The 20,986-nt window shown below is 72.2% G+C and carries 17 protein-coding genes and 1 tRNA gene; 12 read left to right on the forward strand and 6 right to left on the reverse strand.

The annotated features are described in order from the left end of the window. Positions 1–105: 105 nt before the first annotated feature. Both HC362_RS17065 and HC362_RS17070 read right to left on the reverse strand, forming a co-directional pair. Positions 106–1,545 (reverse strand): aminopeptidase P family protein, encoded by a 1,440-nt coding sequence (locus tag HC362_RS17065; protein WP_243084802.1) that lies wholly within the window; start codon positions 1,543–1,545, stop codon positions 106–108. Between the two features lie 183 nt (positions 1,546–1,728). Then, entirely contained in the window at positions 1,729–3,225 is a 1,497-nt protein-coding gene (locus HC362_RS17070; protein ID WP_243088652.1) for a PP2C family protein-serine/threonine phosphatase, read from the reverse strand. A 901-nt stretch (positions 3,226–4,126) separates the two neighbouring features. Between HC362_RS17070 and HC362_RS17075 the strand changes: the two genes are divergently transcribed. Further along, the gene (locus HC362_RS17075) at positions 4,127–4,852 is read left to right on the forward strand and encodes a bifunctional DNA primase/polymerase (RefSeq protein ID WP_243084803.1); all 726 of its coding nucleotides are present in this window, start codon (positions 4,127–4,129) and stop codon (positions 4,850–4,852) included. Positions 4,853–5,028: 176 nt separating this feature from the next. Next, entirely contained in the window at positions 5,029–5,616 is a 588-nt protein-coding gene (locus HC362_RS17080) for a hypothetical protein (protein WP_243084804.1), read from the forward strand. A gap of 268 nt (positions 5,617–5,884) precedes the next feature. On the opposite strand, the gene HC362_RS17085 is transcribed toward HC362_RS17080, so the two are convergent. The 3 genes from HC362_RS17085 to HC362_RS17095 all read right to left on the reverse strand — a co-directional run bounded on the left by HC362_RS17085 (position 5,885) and on the right by HC362_RS17095 (position 8,948). Further along, positions 5,885–6,895, reverse strand: coding sequence for a DUF5926 family protein (locus HC362_RS17085; protein ID WP_243084805.1), 1,011 nt, complete (start codon positions 6,893–6,895; stop codon positions 5,885–5,887). A 198-nt stretch (positions 6,896–7,093) separates the two neighbouring features. After that, on the reverse strand, positions 7,094–7,723 hold the full coding sequence (locus tag HC362_RS17090; RefSeq protein WP_243084806.1) for an ATP-binding protein: 630 nt from the start codon (positions 7,721–7,723) through the stop codon (positions 7,094–7,096). Between the two features lie 172 nt (positions 7,724–7,895). Beyond that, complete coding sequence (locus HC362_RS17095; protein WP_243084807.1) at positions 7,896–8,948, reverse strand: glycerophosphodiester phosphodiesterase family protein; 1,053 nt, start codon at positions 8,946–8,948, stop codon at positions 7,896–7,898. A gap of 442 nt (positions 8,949–9,390) precedes the next feature. Here HC362_RS17095 and HC362_RS17100 point away from each other — a divergent pair, with 442 nt between their 5' ends. From HC362_RS17100 to HC362_RS17110, 3 genes are all read left to right on the forward strand, one after another. Next, on the forward strand, positions 9,391–11,178 hold the full coding sequence (locus tag HC362_RS17100) for a trypsin-like peptidase domain-containing protein (protein WP_243084808.1): 1,788 nt from the start codon (positions 9,391–9,393) through the stop codon (positions 11,176–11,178). Positions 11,179–11,220: 42 nt separating this feature from the next. Continuing rightward, positions 11,221–11,307: transfer RNA gene (locus tag HC362_RS17105), tRNA-Ser, on the forward strand. Positions 11,308–11,645: 338 nt separating this feature from the next. Beyond that, positions 11,646–12,284 (forward strand): TIGR03086 family metal-binding protein, encoded by a 639-nt coding sequence (locus HC362_RS17110; protein WP_243084809.1) that lies wholly within the window; start codon positions 11,646–11,648, stop codon positions 12,282–12,284. Between the two features lie 82 nt (positions 12,285–12,366). Here HC362_RS17110 and HC362_RS17115 read toward each other — a convergent pair whose 3' ends face one another. Beyond that, the gene (locus HC362_RS17115; protein ID WP_243084810.1) at positions 12,367–13,311 is read right to left on the reverse strand and encodes a bifunctional DNA primase/polymerase; all 945 of its coding nucleotides are present in this window, start codon (positions 13,309–13,311) and stop codon (positions 12,367–12,369) included. A 371-nt stretch (positions 13,312–13,682) separates the two neighbouring features. On the opposite strand from HC362_RS17115, the gene HC362_RS17120 reads away from it, so the two are divergent. From HC362_RS17120 to HC362_RS17150, 7 genes are all read left to right on the forward strand, one after another. Then, complete coding sequence (locus HC362_RS17120) at positions 13,683–13,964, forward strand: hypothetical protein (protein ID WP_209267589.1); 282 nt, start codon at positions 13,683–13,685, stop codon at positions 13,962–13,964. 264 nt (positions 13,965–14,228) lie between these two features. Next, complete coding sequence (locus HC362_RS17125) at positions 14,229–15,218, forward strand: bifunctional MaoC family dehydratase N-terminal/OB-fold nucleic acid binding domain-containing protein (RefSeq protein WP_243084811.1); 990 nt, start codon at positions 14,229–14,231, stop codon at positions 15,216–15,218. Beyond that, complete coding sequence (locus HC362_RS17130) at positions 15,218–15,691, forward strand: MaoC family dehydratase (RefSeq protein WP_243084812.1); 474 nt, start codon at positions 15,218–15,220, stop codon at positions 15,689–15,691. Before HC362_RS17125 ends, HC362_RS17130 begins: the two co-directional genes overlap by 1 nt. After that, positions 15,688–16,848 carry a lipid-transfer protein gene (locus HC362_RS17135; RefSeq protein ID WP_243084813.1) on the forward strand — a complete coding sequence of 387 codons (1,161 nt, stop codon included), beginning with the start codon at positions 15,688–15,690 and terminating at the stop codon, positions 16,846–16,848. Before HC362_RS17130 ends, HC362_RS17135 begins: the two co-directional genes overlap by 4 nt. A 149-nt stretch (positions 16,849–16,997) precedes the next feature. After that, positions 16,998–18,095, forward strand: a complete 1,098-nt coding sequence (locus HC362_RS17140) for a DUF1906 domain-containing protein (RefSeq protein ID WP_243084814.1) — start codon at positions 16,998–17,000, stop codon at positions 18,093–18,095. Positions 18,096–18,242: 147 nt separating this feature from the next. Next, positions 18,243–18,893: a SigE family RNA polymerase sigma factor gene (locus tag HC362_RS17145; protein ID WP_243084815.1), complete on the forward strand. Its 651-nt coding sequence runs from the start codon at positions 18,243–18,245 to the stop codon at positions 18,891–18,893. A gap of 388 nt (positions 18,894–19,281) precedes the next feature. Next, positions 19,282–20,940, forward strand: a complete 1,659-nt coding sequence (locus tag HC362_RS17150) for a long-chain fatty acid--CoA ligase (RefSeq protein ID WP_243084816.1) — start codon at positions 19,282–19,284, stop codon at positions 20,938–20,940. Positions 20,941–20,986 lie beyond the last annotated feature (46 nt).

A 20,986-nucleotide genomic window follows, 5' to 3' on the forward strand; every position in this document is an offset into this window, starting at 1 on the left:
GCGGAGTGCCGCTCGTGCGGCAGAGTGCCGCGCGTGCGGCGGAGCACCGCTCTCGCAGGCCCCGCCCGCGCTCTCCCGGGCCGGTCGTCGGTCACATCTGCCGGCTCACGCCCGCAGCTTCGCCATCCAGCTCTCCACCTCGGAGCTGCTGCGCGGCAAACCGGCGGACAGGTTCCTGTTGCCGTCCTCGGTGACCAGAATGTCGTCCTCGATGCGCACGCCGATTCCGCGGTACTCCTCGGGCACCGTCTCGTCGTCCGCCTGGAAGTACAGTCCGGGCTCCACGGTCAGGCACATGCCCGGCTCCAGCGTGCCCTCGGCGTAGGTCTCGCGGCGGGCCACCGCGCAGTCGTGCACGTCCATGCCGAGCATGTGGCCGGTGCCGTGCAGCGTCCAGCGCCGCTGGAGGCCCAGCTCCAGCACCCGCTCGACCGGACCCTCGATCAGGCCCCACTCGACCAGCTTGGTGGCCAGCACGCGCTGTGCGGCGTTGTGGAAGTCGAGGTACTTGGCGCCCGGCTTGACGGCGGCTATGCCCGCCTCCTGCGCCTCGTACACGGCGTCGTAGATCTTGCGCTGCAGCTCGCTGAAGCGGCCGTTGACCGGCAGCGTGCGGGTCACATCGGCGGTGTAGAGGGTGTGGGTCTCCACGCCCGCGTCGAGCAGCAGCAGCTCGCCCGAGCGCACCGGGCCGTCGTTGCGCATCCAGTGCAGCGTGGTGGCGTGCGGACCGGCCGCGCAGATGGAGCCGTAGCCGACGTCGTTGCCCTCCACGCGGGCGCGCAGGAAGAACGTGCCTTCGATATAGCGTTCGGAGGTGGCCTCGGCCTTGTCGAGGACCCGTACGACGTCCTCGAAGCCGCGCACGGTCGAGTCGACGGCCTTCTGCAGCTCACCGATCTCGAACTCGTCCTTGACCAGCCGCATCTCGGACAGGAAGCTCCGCAGCTCCTCGTCGCGCTCGGCGGTGACCTTGTCCGCCAGGGCCGCCTCGATCCCCGCGTCGTGGCCGCGCACGACCCGCACCGGGCCGCTCGCCGCACGGAGCGTGTCGGCGACCGTGCGTACGTCGGCGCACGGCAGGCCGTAGAGCTGCTCGCTCTCGGCGAGGCTGTGCCGGCGGCCGACCCACAGCTCGCCCTGGCTGTCCAGCCAGAACTCGCCGTTCTCCCGGTCGGAGCGGGGCAGGAGGTAGAGCGTGGCCTCGTGACCCTCCGTGCCGGCGGGCTCGAGGACGAGTACGCCGTCCTCGGTCTGGTTGCCGGACAGGTAGGCGTATTCGACGGACGACCTGAAGGGGTACTCGGTGTCGTTGGACCGGGTCTTGAGGTTGCCCGCGGGGATGACCAGACGCTCGCCGGGGAAGCGCGCCGACAGCCGCTCGCGCCGCTCCGCGAGCTCGGCGGCCTGCGCGATCGGCTCCAGACCGTGCAGCTCGGTGTCGCCCCAGCCGGACTTCATGTTCTCGGCCAGTTCGTCGGAGACGCCCGTGTACAGGCCGTTCTTCCGCTGCTTGATCGGCTGCTCGTCAGCGGCGTCTGCCACGTCTGCCTCCTCTATGACGGATAAAACCACCTTCCATCGTATGGGTGGGGGCCGACTGGTCCACAGTCGTGCGACTGTGACGTTCGGCTGTACGACGGTGATGTCCGACCCTCACCGGGCGCCGGGGCGGGCCCGGGCGCCGCGGCGTGCCGGTGGCGGGCGGCGGGCCGGGCGGGGCTGCGCTCAGAAGCGGGCGGCCAGCAGTACGACGTCCTCCGGGTGGTCGGGGAGGTCGGCCAGTGGCCCCGGCAGCACCGTGCGCAGCACATGGTCGACGAGCGCCTCCGGGTCGTCCCTGGCCGCGCGCGGTGCCGAGGCGGCCGCCGAGCGCAGCCGCGCGAAGGCGCGGTCCATGGAGTGGCCGGTGCGGTGCAGCAGTCCGTCCGTGTAGCACAGAAGCGTTTCACCTTCCCGCAGGACCACCTCGGCGCTGGGCGCCTCCCAGCACGCCAGCATCCCCAGCGGCGCCGAGACCGCGGTCTCCACCGGCTCGATCCGCCGGGGCCCCACGATCAGCGGTGCGCAGTGCCCGGCGCCGGCGAGCAGGACCTTGCGGGTGGCGGGCTCGGCGTAGGCGAACAGCGCGGTCGCCGAGCAGGACGGCTCGGACAGCCGCAGCAGCAGCTCCAGGTCGGAGAGGACGGCGACGGGGTCCTCGCCCTCCATCACCGCGTACGCGCGCAGGGAGGCCCGCAGGCGGCCCATGGCGGCCACCGCAGCCGGGCCGCTGCCGGTGACACCGCCCACCGCGAGCCCCACGGCCCGGTCGGGCAGCGGCAGCGCGTCGTACCAGTCCCCGCCGCCGCACGGCCCCGTACGGTGCCGTACCGCCAGCGTCACCCCGGGCACGCGGGGCAGCGTGCTGGGCAGCAGCTCCTCGCTGAGGGTGGCCATGTCGGCGCGGGTACGGGCGAGTTCCCCCAGCCGGGCGCAGTGCTCGGTGGCGTGCCGCAGATAGCTGCCGAGCAGCTCCCGCTGGCGCGGTGTGGGCTCACCGGGCTCGTCGTAGAGCCAGACGGCGGCACCCAGCCGGGTGCCCGACTCGGTGGTGAGCGGCACGGCGTAGGTGGCCGCGTAGCCGAGGCGGGCCGCGACCTCCCGGTGGCGGGGTGAGAGGTCCTGGTCGGCGGCGATGTCGGGGCAGGCGATACCACGGGCCGGTACGTGTGCTGACGGTGTGTCGGAGCCCGCGCCGGTCGGCGTCCCGGGCGCGGGGCAAGGGACCTGATACGCCTCCTGCGGGCTCCGTGCCCCCTCGGCGGCTCCTTCTGGCTCGTTTCCCTCGTTTCCCGCGCTTGCCCGGCTCCCTTTGCGCGGCTCATCCGGCTCATCCCGCTCATCCGACTCGCTCAGCCGGCCCGGCTCACTCGTCTCTCCCGCACCGAGGGGCCGACCGGCGCGCGGGTCCGCGTCGAGGATGCGCGCGTACGCGGCGGAGGAGCGCGGGACGGTCTCGATCTGGCCAAGGTCGGCGCGGCCGAGACCGAGTCCGATGGTGCGTTCGGGGGCGCGCCCGTGGGCGTCGGAGGTCTCGCTGCCGGGGTCGGTGCCGGGTTCGAGCGCGATCATGCCGCGGGGGGCGCCCAGCAGCGTGGAACCGGCGCGCAGGGTCTCGCGGAGCGCTGTGTCGAGGCTCTTGGTGCGCACCAGGCGCGTCGTCAGCTCATGGAGGGAGGACAGGTCTCAGATCCGGTTGCGGTCGGCCTGTGAGCTTCCGGTTTCTGCGGTGGCCGCCTGCGCGGATGCCTCGGGCGCGGGCGTGGCGGAGCCGGTGGCGGCCGCGGTACTCGTGGGTGCGGTGGACGCCGTGGGGGGCGCAGCGGAGGAGGCCGCTGCGGCTGTCGAGGAGTTCGAGGAAACCGTTGGTTGGATTCCAGCCACTTTCGGAAGGTGCGGGGAGGTCATGGGCGGCGGCTCAGGCTGCGGGTGAACTGTCCCAATAGCATCGCAAACCCCCATGTCATGCTGCTCCGCTATCAATGCCACTACATCTACACATGCCGCTGGGGCATGTCCAGCACGTGCGCTGCGGTGCCGAGAGTGTCCGGAGAGCGGGCCCGGCTCACGGGGGCTGGCCGAGGTGTGGAAAGATTGGCGGAAAATCGCTCACGTGGCGTGCATACTGCTGTCGACTGAGCCCACTCGACAGCGCGTTGGCATCGCCGTTGCGGGTACGGAACCCTGTGGGGAGTCATGGCGTCCTAGGGAGCAGCGGGCCCCGACCCGCCCGCTTCTTGCGGGAGGGCACCAGCCGCAGGATTGCACCAGGCAGCACAGGCGCGGTACGAGCGGGTCCTGAGAAATCCCCGGCCCAAGGCCGGCGGAGGTCCTCAGCAGGCAACGAGCAAGTACAAGCAGCATCGGCGCAGGTGGCAGTCCACAGTGTGAACGCCAGGCGTGCGCCACCCCCCGCCACGTTCCACGCTCGGCCCGCAACATGATGCGCTGTTCGACACGCACGGTCACCAGGCTTCACGTGGTGTGCATTGAGCTAGAGATCGGTCGGTACGGCCAGTTGGCGATGTTTGCTGTGTTTGCGTAGTAGGCGTTGTTCGGCGTTCACGGAAAGGAACGAGCGCTCATGCGCGAGATCCTCGGAAGGCGACGCTCCCTCCGGGCCTGGGCGCAGCTCCAGGGCCGACGGCTCCGGGGGCGGTCCGGACGGTATAACCCCAGGTCACCGATGCGGAGCACGGCGCTGACGGCGGCCATCGAGTGGCAGTGGCCGGTGGTACCCGGCGCAGCTCTCGCCTCCCCGGGGGCCCGCGGCTCTTCCGCCGCCTGCGCGTGCCCGGACCCCGAATGCGTGGTGCCGGGCGCACATCCCTTCGAGCCGGTGCTGCTGGCGGCCACCACTGACACGACGATGGTGCGCTGGTGGTGGGAGAACAGGCCGGACGCGCCCGTCATCCTCGCGACGGGCGGTACCGCGCCCTGCGCGCTGAGCCTGCCGGCCGTCGCCGGGGCGCGTGCGCTCGCGACGTTCGACCGCACCGGGGTCCGCGTCGGTCCGGTGATCGCGACGCCGACCCGCTTCTCCGTCCTGGTCGAACCGTACGCACTCGAAGAGCTGGGCGAACTGCTGTACGCCCAGGACCGGGTGCCCAGTTCGCTGCGGTTCCACGGGGACGGCGGCTATGTCGCGCTGCCCGGCTCGCTCACCGGAGCGGGCAAGGTCCGCTGGGAGCGCGAGCCCGAACGCGGGGACGAGGGGCGGCCGTGGCTGCCCCGGATGGAGACGCTGCTCGACGTCCTGGTGGCCGAGAGCGCCGCGACGCCGGACACCGGGAGCCGACTGGCCTACTGAGGCCGCCCCTCCGCAGGGCGGTAGGCGGATTCACCCGTACGGGTAGGAGCCGACCGGAGTTATGGGGGAACGGGCCGCTATATCGCATCGGCGGCCCGTTGACCCCGATATGTTCAACTCATCAGTCGGCCCGGTCCGCTCCGTCCTTCTCGAAGGCGTCCCAGGTGGGTTCCCTCATGCACCAGCCGCAGCAGCGCAGCACCTCCCGGCTCCGTGCGGTCACGCTCGCCAGTACGGTCGCGCTCGCTGTCGCACTGGTGCTCGCGGTGGCGGTGGCGGGCCAGGACGCGCGACTGGCGACCAAGGCATTCCAGGCCGCCCATCCGAGGCACACCGACGACCACGCCCGCGAGGCGCACCCCTCCGATGTTCGACCCGCGCCCGACCGCTCCCTCGAGCGCCGCTCGGCCGAGGGAAGGCATTCGGCCGCTTCCTGCGGGCTGGAAATCGTCTCCCCCGAAGGGGTGGCAGCTCGGGCTTGCGTATTGACCCGGGGCGTTGAGACCTGGGCCCGCGCGTACTACCGCAACGCGACCGGCCACCGCCTCCCCGTCTCCCTTGCGCTGTACGGACCCGGTGAAGGGGAGTCGCGGGTGCGCTGCACGATGCGCGGGGACGGCCGTCGGGGTGTGTGCGAGACCCCTCGTGGCCCCGGCGCGGGGGCCACGGAGCCGGGGAAGGGCGCCTCCACGGCGGTGGCGGAGGTCTTCGCGGCCGACGGTGAGCCGCTGCTGCGGGCCGACAGCGGGAAACGGCACAGGTAGCGGCAACTGAGCGCTGGCGGGCGGGAGTTCGCCCAGCGGCGCGTCCGCCGCTCGGTTTCCGGGCACAAAAGAACCCGGTCGCTGGCGACGGGGGATGCACCAGCGACCGGGCTCTTAGAACGGTAACAAGAGATCGGCTGTTAGCAAATTCGATCGCCCATATCCGGACGCCGATTTACCTGCGAGTAGGGCAAGTTGGGCCCGCAGTGTGACCGGAGTCACGGGCACGAGTTCTCCGCAAACCCCTCGCCGAATCCGCCGAACCCCTTCAGTTGAGCGTCACCTGACGGTTGATGAGACCGCTGCGCGCCCTGCGCTCCTCCGCGGTCAGCGGAGCCGTCACCGACAGCGCCTCGGCCAGCCGCTCGGCGAAGGCGGCGGCGGGCTTCTCGCAGTCCTCCGACCTCATGCCCGACGGAAGGTCCCACACCGGCACCGTCAGGCCGTGTGCGCGGAAGGAGCCCACCAGCCGGGAGCTGTCGCCGCCCGAGGTGCCGCCCGGCTCGCCGAGCGCCGAGGCACCGGCCGCGTGCAGCCGGGCCAGCGCGTCGAGCAACTGCTCCTCGGGGTGTGTCATCACCCAGCGCAGGTGGTTCTTCTCCGGCGCCTCGCACCAGTACGCGCCCTCGACGGACGCGAGCCGGGCGGTCGGGATGGCGGCCGCGTTGGCGCTCTCCAGCGAGGCGGCCACCTCACCGGCCGGCTGCTCGTCGCCGTCCAGCCAGAACTCGAAACCGGAGTGCACCTCCGGCTCGAACGGCGCGTTCACATCCAGCAGGTCCTGCAGCCGGGGGCCGTCCGGCGCAGGCCGTCCGGCGTCGACCGGGGTACCCGGCTCGGCGGCCAGCGCCCGGGTGAGCGTGTCCGCCAGATCGCGGCTGATGTCACCGGACGCGGTGTCGTTCTGCAGCCCCAGCAGGATCTCGCCGTTGTCGCGGCGCAGCGCCGGCCACGCCATCGGCAGCACCGTCGCCAGCGTCACAGCGGGCACGCCCTCCGGCAGCCCGTCCTTGAGCGTGAGGCGCGCCGTGGCGGCCGGGACGAGTTCACGCAGCGCGACCCAGTCGCTCTCGTTCGGCAGCCCTTCGAACGGGCGACGCACCAGCTCGGTGGCCGCCTGCGCGGCTGCCCTGCCGTGGCACGCCTTGTAGCGGCGGCCCGAACCGCAGGGGCACGGCTGCCGGGCTCCCACCACCGGGTAGCTTCCGGCGTCTGCGGTGCCCGGGGAGGTTCCGGCGGGCGCCGCGGCGGCTGTCTGGGGTCGGCGCTTCTTTGCCATACGAGCGGTTCTCCAGGTATGCGGCGGTGTGTGGGCGCCGCGATCCTAGTAGCTGGACGCCGTACACGTCGCTGCGCGCACGGGAGCCGGCCCGCGGGGCATCACAGAGCCCCGTGGGGGCGTACAGGGCCCGCGGGGCGTACACGCCCGCACGAGAGCCCGCACGGGCGAACGCCCGCCCTCTTGCGGCGGCGCCGGCTACTTGAGCTCCTCCACCGAGGCGAAGTCGAACCCGCCGTTCAGCCCACCGCCGAGCTCGCCGTCCAGCTCGCCGTCGAGCGCGCCCAGGCTCGCGGCGACCCGGCCGCTGAACGAGCTCTCCGGCCGCAGCACGGCCCAAACGGTCACTCCAGGTGACTCGTCAGCGGTCGTGTCCGGTTCGGAACGCACACCCCAGTCACGTGCGAGCGCGGTGATGATGGCGAGCCCTCTGCCGCCGCGTGCGGTGACGGAGGGCTTGGCCGGAAGTGGGCGGGTCGGGCCGCCGCCGTCCGTGACGGCGATGGTCACCTCACCTCGCACATCCCTGCGCCAGGACGCTCTGACGGTGTTGACCGGGTTGACCGGGTTGCTCGTGCTGCCGGTGCCGCCCGTGCCGTTCGCGCTGCTTGCCGGGGCCGAGTCCTCGTGCAGCGGGCGTGCGTGTCTGCACGCGTTGCTGAGCAGTTCGGAAAGGATCAGGATCGCATCGTCGACCACCGTGTCCGGTGTGCCGCATGCGTGCAGTTCCTCGCGCATTCTGCGCCGCGCGACGCGTACGCCCGACGGACCATGGGGCACGGCCATGGTCGACGAAGTAGGCACCTCCTGTGCCACCACCAACGCCACCCCCGAGACCTCCTTTGCCCCACGCCATCCGGATGAATGCCCCAGCTGAGGGCGGCGGAAACCGGCCACTCCCTTTCTCTTGACGCACTCGCGTGTCTGCAATAAGTGCCGAGTGCGCCGGTGCACTCCGCCGACCAGGCACTCTCACCTCGACCGGCCGGTCACGAGCCCGTCATTCCGAGCGGCGCCGCGCGAGCTGGGCACGGACCTGGCGCGGGCGGTTGGTGATGATGGCGTCCACACCGAGGCGTACGCACAGCTCGACGTCCTCCGGCTCGTCGACCGTCCACACGTGCACCTCGTTGCCCGCGCGGTGCGCTCGTGCCACGTACTCCGGATGGGAGCGCAGGATGCGGATGCTCGGACCGGCGATGCGCACCCCGTACGGCAGTCGGCCGTCGCGGTGGCGGGGAAGCAGGAACTGCATCAGGAAGACCGTCGGCAGGCGCGGTGCCGCGGTGCGGACCCGCTGCAGCGAGCGGGCGGAGAAGCTCATGACCCGTACGGGCGTGCGAAGGCGGTGCCGGTCGAGCAGCTCCAGCAGCCGCTCCTCCACCTGACCGGCCCAACGGGTGGGGTGCTTGGTCTCGATGGCCAGTTCGACGGGGCGAGGTGACTCCGCGACGAGGGTGAGCAGCCGGTCGAGGGTGAGGACGGAGGTGCGTTCGGCGTCCGCGCCGCCTGGGCATACGGAGGTCCCCGCACACCCTGGGGCCCGCCCGTTGCGTTCCGGCCCGGTCCGCGCCGGTCCCGGGTGTCCCGGCCCGGTCTGCCCCGGTCTTGTGTGCCCCGCCGGGCCCAGCCGTTCGGCCGCCTCGCCGGGTCCCGCGGTCCCGGCAGCGCCTGCCGTTCCGGTCGCTCCGGCCGTCCCGGCGCGGGCGTCCGTCGCGTCGGTGTCCAGCGCGCTGTCGGGCGACTCGTACGGGTCGGCGTCCCGGTCCTTCCAGGAGCCGAAGTCGAGCGCGGCGAGCTCGGCGAGCTCCAGCGCCGAGACGGCGCCGCGTCCGTTGGAGGTGCGGTTCACCCGGCGGTCGTGGACGCATACGAGATGGCCGTCGGCGGTGAGCCGTACGTCGCACTCCAGCCCGTCGGCGCCCTCCTCGATGGCGCGGCGGTAGGCCGCCAGCGTGTGTTCCGGTGCCGCCTTGGAGGCACCGCGGTGGGCGATGACGGACGGAGTGCGGTCGAGACGGTGGCGCGACCCGGCGAGGATCTCGTTGCTCACCGGGTTATCGTGCCACCGGGCCGGACGGACACGCTGTGCAGGGCTCTGCGTAGGGCTTCGGCCCAGGGGTGTGGAGGGTCCCGTCAGAGGCGTGAGGGGCTCCCGTCAGGGTGTGAGAGGGCGCCGAGGGGCGGTTCGCGCCGGGCGAGCCTAGGCTGGGTGCTGTGATCACTGAGTACGTGTGTGTACGAACGGTGAGTCCTGTGGGTGACGTTGCGCCGAGGTCGGCTGGTGAGTCCCTGGCGGCGGTCGGCGGAGCGCGGCGGTAACCGGGACAACTGGGTGGTTCTGTCCGGTGTTGGCCCGATGTAAAGAAGGGGGCGCGGACGCTCAGCGTCGATTTACGTCCGCCTGACGCGCGATGGGAAAAGCTGTCCAGGGATACCCGTGAATGTGAACACGCCCAGCCCCGCGATGTCGTGTACCTGATGAGGAGTGAGTTGTGAGCACCGAGAACGAGGGCGCTGCCGTGACGCCTGCGGCGGGGCCGGGTCCCACGCCCCCGGCGCCGGCCCAGGCCCCGTCCGGCGGCGCCCCGACGAGCCGCGAGGACGGCGACTTCTCGCTGGCCTCCCCTGACTCTTCCGCCCCCGGCTCCACCGCGGTCTCCGATGCCGTCCCCGACCGTACGACGAACGGTGCGGACGTCCAGGACACGGTCGTACGGCCCAGGGAGCAGGCGGGGGACACGCTGGTGCAGTCGCCGCAGGAGGCCGCCGACCGGGTGCCGGCGGAGCCGGAGCGTACGGGTGAGGAGCCCACCGTCGTCGCACCGCCGCAGGCCTCCTCCACACCCGCGGCCCCCGCCGCCTCCGGCGCCCCGCCCGCCGGTTCGGACTCGGGCTCCGGTTCGGACCCGGGTTCCGGCCCCGGCTCCGGTGAAGGCGGCGCGGGCCAGTCGGGCGGCTGGGGCCAGAGCGGCGCAGGCCACCCCACGCCGCCGCCTCCGCCCCCGTACGGCGGCGGTCCGGGCGGTCCTGGTGGCCCGGCAGGTCCTGGTGGCCCCGGTGGTCCGGCTGGCCCCGGCGGTCCCGGCGGTGGCGGGGTTCCGCCACACGACCCCTGGGCGATGCCCTCGGGCCCGGGCCCGCACGGGCCGGAGGGCGGCGGCAAGAAGCGTCGCGGCGGGCTGCTCGCCGGCGTCCTGGTCGCCGCGCTCGTCGCGGGCGGAGTCGGCGGTGGTATCGGCTTCTGGGCCGCCGACCGCAGCGACGGCGGCTCGACGACCATCAGCTCCTCGTCCGACCCGGAGAAGCTCAACCGCTCGCCCAAGTCGGTCGCGGGGATAGCCTCCAAGGCGCTGCCGAGCGTCGTGACGATCCGCTCCTCGGGCGGCGGCGAAGAGGGCACCGGCACCGGGTTCGTCTTCGACAAGGAAGGCCACATCCTCACCAACAACCATGTGGTGGCCAACGGCGCGCAGGGCGGCAAGCTGACGGCGACGTTCTCCGACGGCAAGAAGTACGACGCGCACATCGTCGGAAAGGCACAGGGCTACGACGTCGCCGTGCTCAAGCTGAGCGGACTGGGCGACCGCAAGCTGGAGCCGCTGCCGATCGCCAACTCCAACGAGGTGGCGGTCGGCGACGCGACCATCGCCATCGGCGCCCCGTTCGGCCTCTCCGGCACCGTCACCACCGGGATCGTCAGCGCGAAGAACCGCCCCGTGGCCTCCAGCGACGGCCGGGGCAGCCAGGCGTCGTACATGAGCGCGCTGCAGACCGACGCCTCGATCAACCCCGGCAACTCCGGCGGTCCGCTGCTGAACTCCCAGGGCGCGGTCATCGGCGTCAACTCGGCCATCCAGCCGGGCGGCGGTGGCGGTGGCGGCCTGGAGGGCGGCCAGTCCGGCAGCGTGGGCCTCGGCTTCGCGATCCCCTCCAACCAGGCCAAGCGCGTGGCGGAGCAGCTCATCAAGACCGGCGAGCCCGTCTACCCGGTGATCGGCGCCACCGTCCAGCTGGGTGGCAGCGGCAAGGGCGCCACCATCTCCCGGTCCGGCGAGGGCGGTTCCCCGCCGATCACCCCGGGCGGCCCGGCCGACAAGGCGGGTCTCGAGCCCGGCGACGTCATCACCAAGCTGGACGACACGTTGATCGACAGCGGCCCGACCCTCATCGGCACCATCTGGACCCACCAGCCGGGCGAAAAGGTCAAGCTCACCTACGAGCGGGACGGCAAGGAGAAGACCGTCGAGGTGACCCTCGGCTCCCGCAGGGGCGACGACTGACCACACGCTAGGCTGTCCCCGCGTCGTCCGAGGACGACGCGGGGAGGCGTGCCCGAGCGGCCGAAGGGAGCGGTCTTGAAAACCGTAGAGGTGGCAACACCTCCGTGGGTTCAAATCCCACCGCCTCCGCAGCCCGAATGAAGGCCCGCAGCCTGAACGACGGCCCGGCTCACGAAGGGGCACCACCGTGCGGTGGTGCCCCTTCGCCGTGGGGGCCCCTGGGTGGCGAGATGTCGGTCACCGTGATGTCGGTCACCCGGACGGCGGAGTCCCCGCTGCGCTCGCAGCCCCTTGGCGGCCGGGGAGCGACGGGGAAGACCCCCTCGGCCGGTCGGTTCCGCCGTGCCGGATGGCCCGGGTGCGCGGAGGCTGTTGCCTGTGCAGGGTTGTTTCCGTGGCACCGGAGAGACACCGGAGCTGCCCCGGACGGTCGGCGGTACCGGGCGGCGGCGGAGGAGGCGAGCGACATGGCGGACAGCGTGATCGGCGCGGCGGGGGCGGGAGGGGGCGCGGAGGTGCCCGTCGACCTGCGTCCCGCCGCGCGCCGCACCGCGGCGGTCGTGGCGGGGGTGGAGGACGCCCAGCTCGGCGACCCCACACCCTGTACGGAGTTCGCCGTGCGGGACCTGTTGCGGCACATCGACGCACTCGCCGTCGGCCTGCAGTACACGGCGCGCAAGGAGCTGGGTGAGGTCACGGCCGCCGCTGCGGGCGGTGTCGCGGACCGGCCACTCCCGGACGACTGGCGCGAGCGGCTTCCGCACGACCTGGCCGACCTCGCGGTCGCCTGGTCGGCGCCGGACGCCTGGACCGGCACCACCCAGGCGGGCGGTTTCACGCTGACGGGCACGGAGGGCGGTCTGGTCACCCTGGACGAACTCGTCGTGCACGGCTGGGACCTGGCGCGGGCCACCCGGCAGGACTACCAGGTTGACGAGCCCGGCCTGCGCGCCGTCCGGGACTTTCTGGCCGCAGGTGTGAGCGAGGACGGGGAGCAGGGAATCTTCGGCCCGGTCGTCCATGTGGACGCGGAAGCGCCGCTGCTCGACCAGGTCGTGGGCCTGGCCGGCCGCGACCCGGCATGGCAGCCCCCAGGCTCCTCCTGACGGCACCACGTACCCCGCCTCGTCCCGCTCGCCCCGCTCCCTCCCCCCCGGCTCGCTCCTGTCTCCTCCGGCCCTCTCCGCCTCACCCCGCCGTGAACCGTCCTGCGCGCCGTCCCGCCGAGGCGACGGTCGAGCGGGCTTCGCGCTCCGGCAGGCCGAGGGAGAGCGCCGCCCGGATCAGTGGCTCCGCCAGGGCGTCGCCCCGGCCGCTCTCGTAGGCCCGGCAGGCCGCCCAGAACAGCCGGGCGTTGCGCTGCCCGACCGGCGCGCCCTGGACGAACCGCACCAGCGCGCCTCCGTCGTCCGCCGCGCCCCTCTCACCCGTCGTCCGGCCGTCACGTGCCGTGGGAGGCGGTAGCAGGAGGGCGAGCAGCGCCTCGGGGACGGGCGCGGGCGCCCGTGCTGCCGAGCCCGGTGCGAGCCGGTAGGTGCCGCGTACGGTGACCGAGCCCGGTCCCACCAGGTAGCCGCCCGCGCCGCGTACGTCGATGCCGGGGGCCAGCCGTCCGGCCGAGTTGCCGACCGTGACGTCCGCCGGGGCGCGCAGCCACAGGTGGCGGCCCCCGGTGGGGGTCAGCACGGTGGTCGTCGCCGGAACGGTGAAGCCGTGTGCGGCGGCCAGCCTTCGGAGAGCGCGCGGCGAGTCGATGCCGTGCTTCACATCGAGGTCGAGCCCGACCAGGTGCAGCGGTGCGCGGCCGCAGGCGATGCCGTAGCCGGTGGCCCAGGGGGCGGCGGCGAAGAGGGCACGCACCCGGTCGGGGTCGGACGTGGCGTCGTACACGCCGTGGCCGAGCAGTCCGCACTCGCCGTGACAGGGGCTGTCGAAGGGCGCCGGGGCGCCGTCAGGGCGGTGCGGGGGAGGGGGGTGGTGGCCCGGGGTGGCGGGGGAGCGTGGGGCAGCGCTCGACGGCCCGTGTGCGCGGTGCGGCGAGCGCAGGGCGGGCAGTTTCATACGGGACAGTGGCAGCACGGCGAGTCCTCGTTCGGCGGCGGCCAGCGCGTGTGCGAGAGCGAGCGAGCCCATCTGTTCAGCGTCGTACTGCGGCACGGGACCGAAAAGGCCCAGGAGCGCTCCTCTTTTCCCCTCTCGTGCAGAAGCAAGGGAAATCGGTGACTGTGGGGTGAGTGTGGTGGTGCCCGTCGTGCGGTGGCGCCTGACCGGGGAGCAGAGGGCGGAAAGGGCAGTGTTGGGGGCGTACGAGAGGTTTATTGACACGTCGTCATACGTGCGGGGGAAAGAGGCGTACCGGGCGAATCCGCCCGCGGCGGCATGGGCAACTCTGGACCCGCGACGTCGCAAGCGAAGCCGAGGGCAGCGGGCCAACTGTCCGAGGCAGTAGCGCACTTCCGGTGCAGCGCCCTCGTGGCGCACTTACCGTTCCTGGAGGAATGAACATGGCACGCATCCGTACCGCCCGCGTCATCGCGTCCGCCGCCGCCCTTCCATTCGCTCTCGCCGTCATGTCCGGCGTGGCGCAGGCGGACAACGGCTCGCTCGCGGACGACGGATCCAACTCCCAGGCGAGCTCCAACTCCCAGGTGCAGGGCGCGGTGGGCAACGGGAACAACACCAACAACGCCAACAACGCCACCGTCAACGGAAACGGTGCTGTCGTGAACCAGGTCAACGAGACACACAACGAGACCGCTTCCATCGCCTTCGGCAACCTGTGGTGAGGGTGACCGACTAGACGGGTCCGACCGGTCCGGGGGGCCGGACCGGTCGCTCATGGGGATGGGCTGAGGCCGCGTACCCGCGACACTGTCGCGGGTACGCGGCCTTTTCCGTGCGGGCCCTTCTCTGTGCGGTCTTCTCCGTGCGGGCCCCGTGCGGGCCCGGCCGTCTTCGCGCTGTTGACACCACCGAATAACTGACGGACAGTCAGATTCAATTCAGGGATGTCGAGTCGTCGGATGTGCTCGGCAGGCGGGAGGGCTGCGGTGAGTGCGGCGAACGGTGTGGGTCCGTCACCTGGCCAGGACGCGGACGACGCGCTGTACGAGCGGCTGCGTACGTACGCGGGATGCCCGGCGGCGGACGCGGCGCACGGCCGTGACCCCGTCAACGCACCGATGATCCGGCACTGGTGCGAGGCGCTCGGCCACCCCGTACCGCCCGACGGTTCGGCGCCCGCGACGATGCTCCAGGTCTGGACGATGGCCGGACTCGCCAGGGACGGAGAGCGGGCCCCAGGGGCTTCCCCGGGTCAGGGAGGGCGCGCGGGGCCCTACGTCGAGCTGCTGGCCGCGCTGGACGGCGCCGGCTACACAGCCGTCGTCGCGACCGACTGCGAGCAGGAGTACGTGCGTCCGCTGCGTCCCGGGGACGAGATCACCTTCGACGCGGTGATCGAGTCGGTCTCCCCGCGCAAGCGGACCAAGCTGGGCACCGGGTACTTCGTGACGACCCGGATGGACCTACGGGTGGGAGCGGCCCTCGCGGGGACGCACCGCTTCCGCATCCTCAAGTACCGCCCGGCGCCCACCGGGTCCGCTGCCGCACAGGGTGCGCACCGGGGTGCGCACCGGGGCGCTGCCCGGCGGCCGCGTCCCGTGGTCAACCGGGACAACGCCGGGTTCTGGGAGGGCGTAGCCCGGCACCAACTGCTCTTCCAGTGCTGTGCGGCGTGCGCGACTCCGCGCTTCCCGTGGCTGCCCGGCTGCAACTCCTGCGGCTCCGCCGAGTGGTGTGCCGTCGCGGCGTCCGGGCGTGGCACCGTCTATTCGTACGTCGTGCTGCACCATCCGCCCTTCCCGGCCTTCGACCCGCCGTACGCGGTGGCTCTGGTCGAACTCGACGAAGGGGTGCGGATCATCAGCAACGTGACCGGTGTGCGCCACGACCAGGTGCGCATCGGGATGCCGGTCGAGCTGGAGTTCCTGCGGGTGGACGACGACCTCCAACTGCCCGTCTTCCGGGGAGCGGCCTGATGGCACACACAACCGGAACAGCACCGGGGCGCACGCCCCCGCCGCAGCCCCGTGAGGGTGAAGAACTGCCGCCGCTGGAGATTCCGGTGACCCGCACTCTCATCGTCTCCGGCGCGCTGGCCTCGCGGGACTTCCAGGACGTCCACCACGACGCGGAAGCGGCGCGCGCGAAGGGCTCGCCGGACATCTTCATGAACATCCTGACGACCAACGGCCTGGTGGGCGGCTACATCACCCGCTGGGCGGGCCCGCACGCCGTGCTGCGCAAGGTCGCCATCCGGCTGGGAGCGCCCAACCATCCCGGCGACTCCATGGCACTGTCCGGACGCGTCACAACGGTCACGCCTCCCGGGCCGGACGCACCACCGGGTGAAGGGGCCACGGTGGAGATCGCCGTCCGGGGCAGCAACCGGCTCGGGCAGCACGTCACCGGGACGGTCACCGTCACCCTTCGGGAAGGCGCACCGGAATGAGCCTGCGGAAGGGCGACTCGCTCGGCGGCCGGGCGGCCGTCATCGGCATCGGCGCCACCGAGTTCTCCAAGGACTCGGGGCGCAGCGAACTCAAGCTCGCCGTCGAGGCCGTACATGCCGCACTGAGCGACGCCGGACTGACGCCGGGCGACGTGGACGGCATGGTCACCTTCACCATGGACACCAGCCCCGAGATCACCGTCGCGCAGGCGGCCGGTGTCGGAGAGCTGTCGTTCTTCTCGCGGGTGCACTACGGCGGCGGCGCGGCCTGTGCGACGGTGCAGCAGGCGGCGCTGGCGGTGGCGTGCGGCCTGGCCGAGACGGTCGTGTGCTACCGGGCGTTCAACGAGCGCTCAGGGCGGCGCTTCGGTGCGGGCGTGCAGCAGCGCGAGCCCTCGGCGGAGGGGACCGCGCTCGGCTGGTCGCTGCCCTTCGGCTTGCTCACCCCCGCCTCCTGGGCCGCGATGGCGGCCCAGCGCTATCTGCACACCTACGGGCTGGAGCCCGAGGTCTTCGGGCAGGTCGCGGTACTCGACCGGAAGTACGCCGCGACCAATCCGGCCGCCTACTTCTACGGCAGACCCCTCACCCTGGCCGAGCACGCCGCCTCGCGCTGGATCGTGGAACCGCTGCGGCTGCTGGACTGCTGCCAGGAGACCGACGGCGGACAGGCCCTGGTCGTCACCTCAGCCGAGCGCGCCCGCGACCTGCCGCAGCGGCCCGCACTGATCGCTGCGGCGGCCCAGGGCGCGGGCCGCGGCCAGGAGCAGATGACCAGCTTCTACCGCGACGACCTGTCCGGGCTCCCCGAGATGGGCGTCGTGGCGCGGCAACTGTGGCGCACCAGCGGGCTGGGACCGGGGGACGTCGACATGGCGGTCCTGTACGACCACTTCACCCCGTTCGTGCTGATGCAACTGGAGGAGTTCGGCTTCTGCGCGCGCGGTACCGGTGCGGATTTCGTCGCGGCGGAGACGCTGCCGCTCAACACGCACGGCGGGCAACTGGGGGAGGCCTATCTGCACGGGATGAACGGCATCGCCGAGGCGGTACGGCAGCTCCGCGGTACGTCCGTCAACCAGGTTGACGACTGCGCGCGGGTGCTCGTCACGGCAGGCAGCGGCGTCCCGACCTCGGGGCTTCTGCTGACCCGGTGACCTTCGGGCAGTGACCGGATGTCCCTTCGGGCAGCGACCGGATGTCCTTCGGGCGGTGACCCGATGTCCCTTCGGGCAGATGGCTGAATCCCGGGGTGCTGTGGGCGTGCCTGACCGTCCGGAGGGTCGGCGCCTCGTTCACTCGGCCCATGGCGACCAGAAATCAGATGATGAGACGGGCGGCCCTGCTGTCGGCCGCACTCGCCACGGTGCTCACCGGGGGTGCTGTCCCCGCCTCCGGTGCCGAGCCCACCCCTCCGGGCCCCGCCACCACCCGTCCTCTCCCCGCCCCGGACGGCACCGCACCCGCCCCCGACGGCACCGCACCCGCCGCCGGGGGCACCGCGCCCGCACCGGGCACCTCCCCCGGGGCGCCGGACGCCTCTCCCGGCGGGCTCACCGACTCCCGGGGGTTGCTCGACCCGGGAGCGCCCGACGCGTCCGCCGACCCGGCGGCGCCCGGCTCCGCAGGCGTACCGGCGGACCAGCCGTCGCTCGTACGGGGCGATCCCCGCGACTTCGGGGCGCACATCTTCCAGGGCAACGCCTTCGACACCTGCCAGGCGCCCTCGCAGGCCACCATGCGGGCGTGGCGCAAGAGCTCACCGTTCGGCGCCGCCGGTGTCTACATCGGCGGCCGCGCCAGGGCGTGCCCGAAGCAGCGGCATCTGAGCCCCGACTGGGTGCGCGACGTCGATCAGCAGGGCTGGAAACTGCTGCCCGTCTACGTCGGCTCCCAGGCGCCCTGTGTCATCGCCAAGAACAAGCGCAAGTTCCGGATGTCAGGGAAGAACCCCTACGGGCAGGGCAAGCGCGAGGGTCTGGACGCGGTCCGCCAGGCGCAGCACTACGGGATGGGCCGGAGCAGCGCCGTCTACCTCGACATGGAGGCGTACCGGTACAAGAACAAGAGCTGCGCCGACACCACGCTGCGCTTCATCCAGGGCTGGAACAGCGCTGTACGTGCCCAGGGGTACGTGGCCGGCTTCTACAGCAGTGCCAACTACGGCATCGCGCACCTGGAGAAAGCCCGCGCGGCGGGGGCGCGAGGACTGCCCACGGCCGTGTGGTTCGCACGCTGGAAGACCCGGCCCTCGGTGGACTCGGAGCGCAATCTGCACCCCCAGGCGTGGCAGCCGCACCGGCGGATTCACCAGCACACGGGCAATGTGAAGCGCACCTACGGCGGTCACACGGTGCACATCGACCAGAACCTGGTGGACGCTCCGGTGGCGGTGGTCGGATGACCCCCTGAGCCGTCACCCTGATCCGCCTGGTGGATGCTCTCCACCTTCAGGAGGTGTAGCTACCTCCACCAGTACACCCTGAGGCGGACGCGGCATCGGGACCTTGGGGCGATCCGGGAAAGCCGGGCAGCTCATAGCGTGGATGCCATGACCACGCCTGGGACAGTTCGGACTCCCCGGACCACCAATGCGAAGCACGCGCGGTCCCTTGCGACGCAGCCAGGCTCCGGGGGACAGCCACTGACATTCACCTCCTACGTCCAAGCGCGCGGCCCTGTGCTGCTGCGCACCGCCCGCTCACTGACCGCCAACCCCAGCGACGCCGAGGACCTGCTCCAGACGGCGCTGACCAAGACCTACCTGGCCTGGGAGCGGATAGAGGACCACCGCGCGCTGGACGGCTACGTCCGCCGGGCGCTGGTCAACACCCGCACCTCGCAGTGGCGCAGGCGCAAGGTGGACGAGTTCTCCTGCGAGGAGCTGCCGGAGCCCGATCCGCTGCCCGCGCCCGACCCGGCCGAGCAGCAGGCGGTACGGGACGCCATGTGGCGCGCCGTGCTCAAGCTGCCGGCCAGGCAGCGCGCCATGGTGGTGCTGCGCTACTACGAGGACCTGAGCGAGATCCAGACGGCTGAGGTGCTCGGCGTCTCCGTCGGCACGGTCAAGAGCGCCGTCTCGCGCGCCCTGGCCAAGCTCCGGGAGGACCCGCAGCTGGCGGCCGACGTCCGCGCGGACGCTCCGGCGGACGACGGCGCAGACGGCTCGGCGGAGCGCCCTGTGGGAGCCCTGGCGGCCTGAGCTGCCGTTCGCGGGCAGCACCCGCGTACGGCAGTTCGCCCCACGCACCCGCCTCCACGGCACCCGCCTCCACGGCACCCGCCTCCACGGCTCCCGAGTGCCGCACCCGAGTGCCGCACCCGCACGCAGCCTCGCGTACGGCACAGGATCGGCTACGGACCGGATACGGATCGGGCACGTTTCCTGACGGCCCCCCGTGACATACCGAGCGGTCGGTGGCAGGCTTCCGCGAAACCAGCGCATTACCCGCGCGTAATGCCGCACCCGTGCGTAACCGCTCCGGGACCTGCACGCTCCTCCGTGCGGCCGCTCCCCGGAAGGCGCGCACCTGTGCGCGACCGCACGCGGTATGCGTCTGCTCCGCGTACCCACACAAGGGGAGGCCCCGGTGCTGAGCACGATGCAGGACGACGTACCCCTGACCATCTCGCGCATCCTGCGCCACGGCATGACCGTCCATGGGGAGGCGCGGATCACCACCTGGACAGGTGAGACGGAGCCGCACCGCACGACGTTCCGGGCGACCGGAGAACGCGCCGCGCAGCTGGCCCACGCTCTGCGCGACGAACTGGGAGTGCGCCAGGAGGACCGGGTCGCCACTCTCATGTGGAACAACTCGCAGCACGTCGAGGCGTACTTCGCGATCCCCTCCATGGGCTCCGTGCTCCACACGCTCAACCTGCGGCTCCCCGCCGAGCAGCTCGTCTTCGTCGTCAACCACGCCGCAGACCGCGTCATCCTCGTCAACGGCACCCTGCTGCCGCTGCTGGCGCCGCTGCTGCCCCGCCTGGAGTCGGTCGAGCACCTGGTCGTCGTCGGTCCGGGCGACACCTCGCTGCTGGAGGGCTGCGCCCCCCGGGTGCACGATTACGAGGAACTGCTGGCCGGGCGCCCCACCTCGTACGACTGGCCCGAGCTGGACGAACGCAGCGCCGCCGCCATGTGCTACACATCCGGCACCACCGGCGACCCCAAGGGCGTCGTCTACTCGCACCGCTCCGTCTACCTGCACTCCATGCAGGTCAACATGGCCGAGTCGATGGGCCTCACCACCTCCGACACCACCCTCCCTGTGGTCCCGATGTTCCATGTGAACGCGTGGGGGCTGCCGCACGCGGTGTTCATGACGGGCGTCGGGATGCTGATGCCCGACCGGTTCCTCCAGCCCGCGCCGCTCGCCGAGATGATCGAGGCCGAGCGGCCCACCCACGCCGCCGCCGTCCCCGTCATCTGGCAGGGCCTGCTGGACGAGCTCGCCGCCAACCCGCGCGACATCTCCAGCCTCAAGACCGTCACCATCGGGGGCTCCGCCTGCCCGCCGAGCGTGATGCGCGCCTTCGAGGACCTGCACGGCGTACGGGTCTGCCACGCCTGGGGGATGACCGAGACCTCGCCGCTCGGCAGCCTCGCGCATCCGCCGGGCGGTCTCACCCCTGAGGAGGAGTGGCCGTACCGGATCACCCAGGGCCGCTTCCCCGCGGGCGTCGAGGCCCGGCTGGCGGCCCCCGACGGCAGCTTCGCTCCCTGGGACGGCAAGTCGCCCGGCGAGCTGGAGGTACGCGGCCCGTGGATCGCCGCCGGCTACTTCGGCGGCGTGGGCGAGCCACCGCTGCGCCCCGAGGACAAGTTCAGCCCGGACGGCTGGCTGCGCACCGGTGACGTGGGCGTCATCAGCCCGGACGGCTATCTGACGCTCACCGACCGCGCCAAGGACGTCATCAAGTCCGGCGGTGAGTGGATCTCCTCCGTGGAGCTGGAGAACGCGCTGATGGCGCACGAGGCGATCGCCGAGGCGGCCGTCGTCGCCGTCGCCGACGACAAGTGGGGCGAGCGCCCGCTGGCCGCCGTCGTCTTCAAGGAGGGCCACGGCCCCGTCCCCTACGAGGAGCTGCGTACCTTCCTCGGCAAGACCGTGGCCCGCTGGCAGCTCCCCGAGCGCTGGGCCACCGTCGAGTCCGTGCCGAAGACGAGCGTGGGCAAGTTCGACAAGAAGGTACTGCGGCGGCAGTACGCGGCGGGCGAGCTGGATGTGACCGAGCTGGGCTGAACGGGCGCTGGGCCCTGGGCCGGGGGCCGGGGGCCGGGGGCTGCAG

Origin of the sequence: Streptomyces sp. 891-h (genome assembly GCF_022760275.1) — a bacterium.
GTDB classification, from domain to species: domain Bacteria; phylum Actinomycetota; class Actinomycetes; order Streptomycetales; family Streptomycetaceae; genus Streptomyces; species Streptomyces spirodelae.

Bases quoted from the DNA above. Each gene is read 5' to 3' on its own strand.
- HC362_RS17120 (WP_209267589.1), top strand. From the start codon at position 13,683: ATGGCACGCATCCGTACCGCCCGCGTCATCGCGTCCGCCGCCGCCCTT.
- HC362_RS17130 (WP_243084812.1), top strand. From the start codon at position 15,218: ATGGCACACACAACCGGAACAGCACCGGGGCGCACGCCCCCGCCGCAG.
- HC362_RS17080 (WP_243084804.1), top strand. From the start codon at position 5,029: ATGCACCAGCCGCAGCAGCGCAGCACCTCCCGGCTCCGTGCGGTCACG.
- HC362_RS17115 (WP_243084810.1), bottom strand. From the start codon at position 13,311: ATGGGCTCGCTCGCTCTCGCACACGCGCTGGCCGCCGCCGAACGAGGA.
- HC362_RS17110 (WP_243084809.1), top strand. From the start codon at position 11,646: ATGGCGGACAGCGTGATCGGCGCGGCGGGGGCGGGAGGGGGCGCGGAG.
- HC362_RS17145 (WP_243084815.1), top strand. From the start codon at position 18,243: ATGACCACGCCTGGGACAGTTCGGACTCCCCGGACCACCAATGCGAAG.
- HC362_RS17140 (WP_243084814.1), top strand. From the start codon at position 16,998: ATGGCGACCAGAAATCAGATGATGAGACGGGCGGCCCTGCTGTCGGCC.
- HC362_RS17075 (WP_243084803.1), top strand. From the start codon at position 4,127: ATGCGCGAGATCCTCGGAAGGCGACGCTCCCTCCGGGCCTGGGCGCAG.
- HC362_RS17085 (WP_243084805.1), bottom strand. From the start codon at position 6,895: ATGGCAAAGAAGCGCCGACCCCAGACAGCCGCCGCGGCGCCCGCCGGA.
- HC362_RS17135 (WP_243084813.1), top strand. From the start codon at position 15,688: ATGAGCCTGCGGAAGGGCGACTCGCTCGGCGGCCGGGCGGCCGTCATC.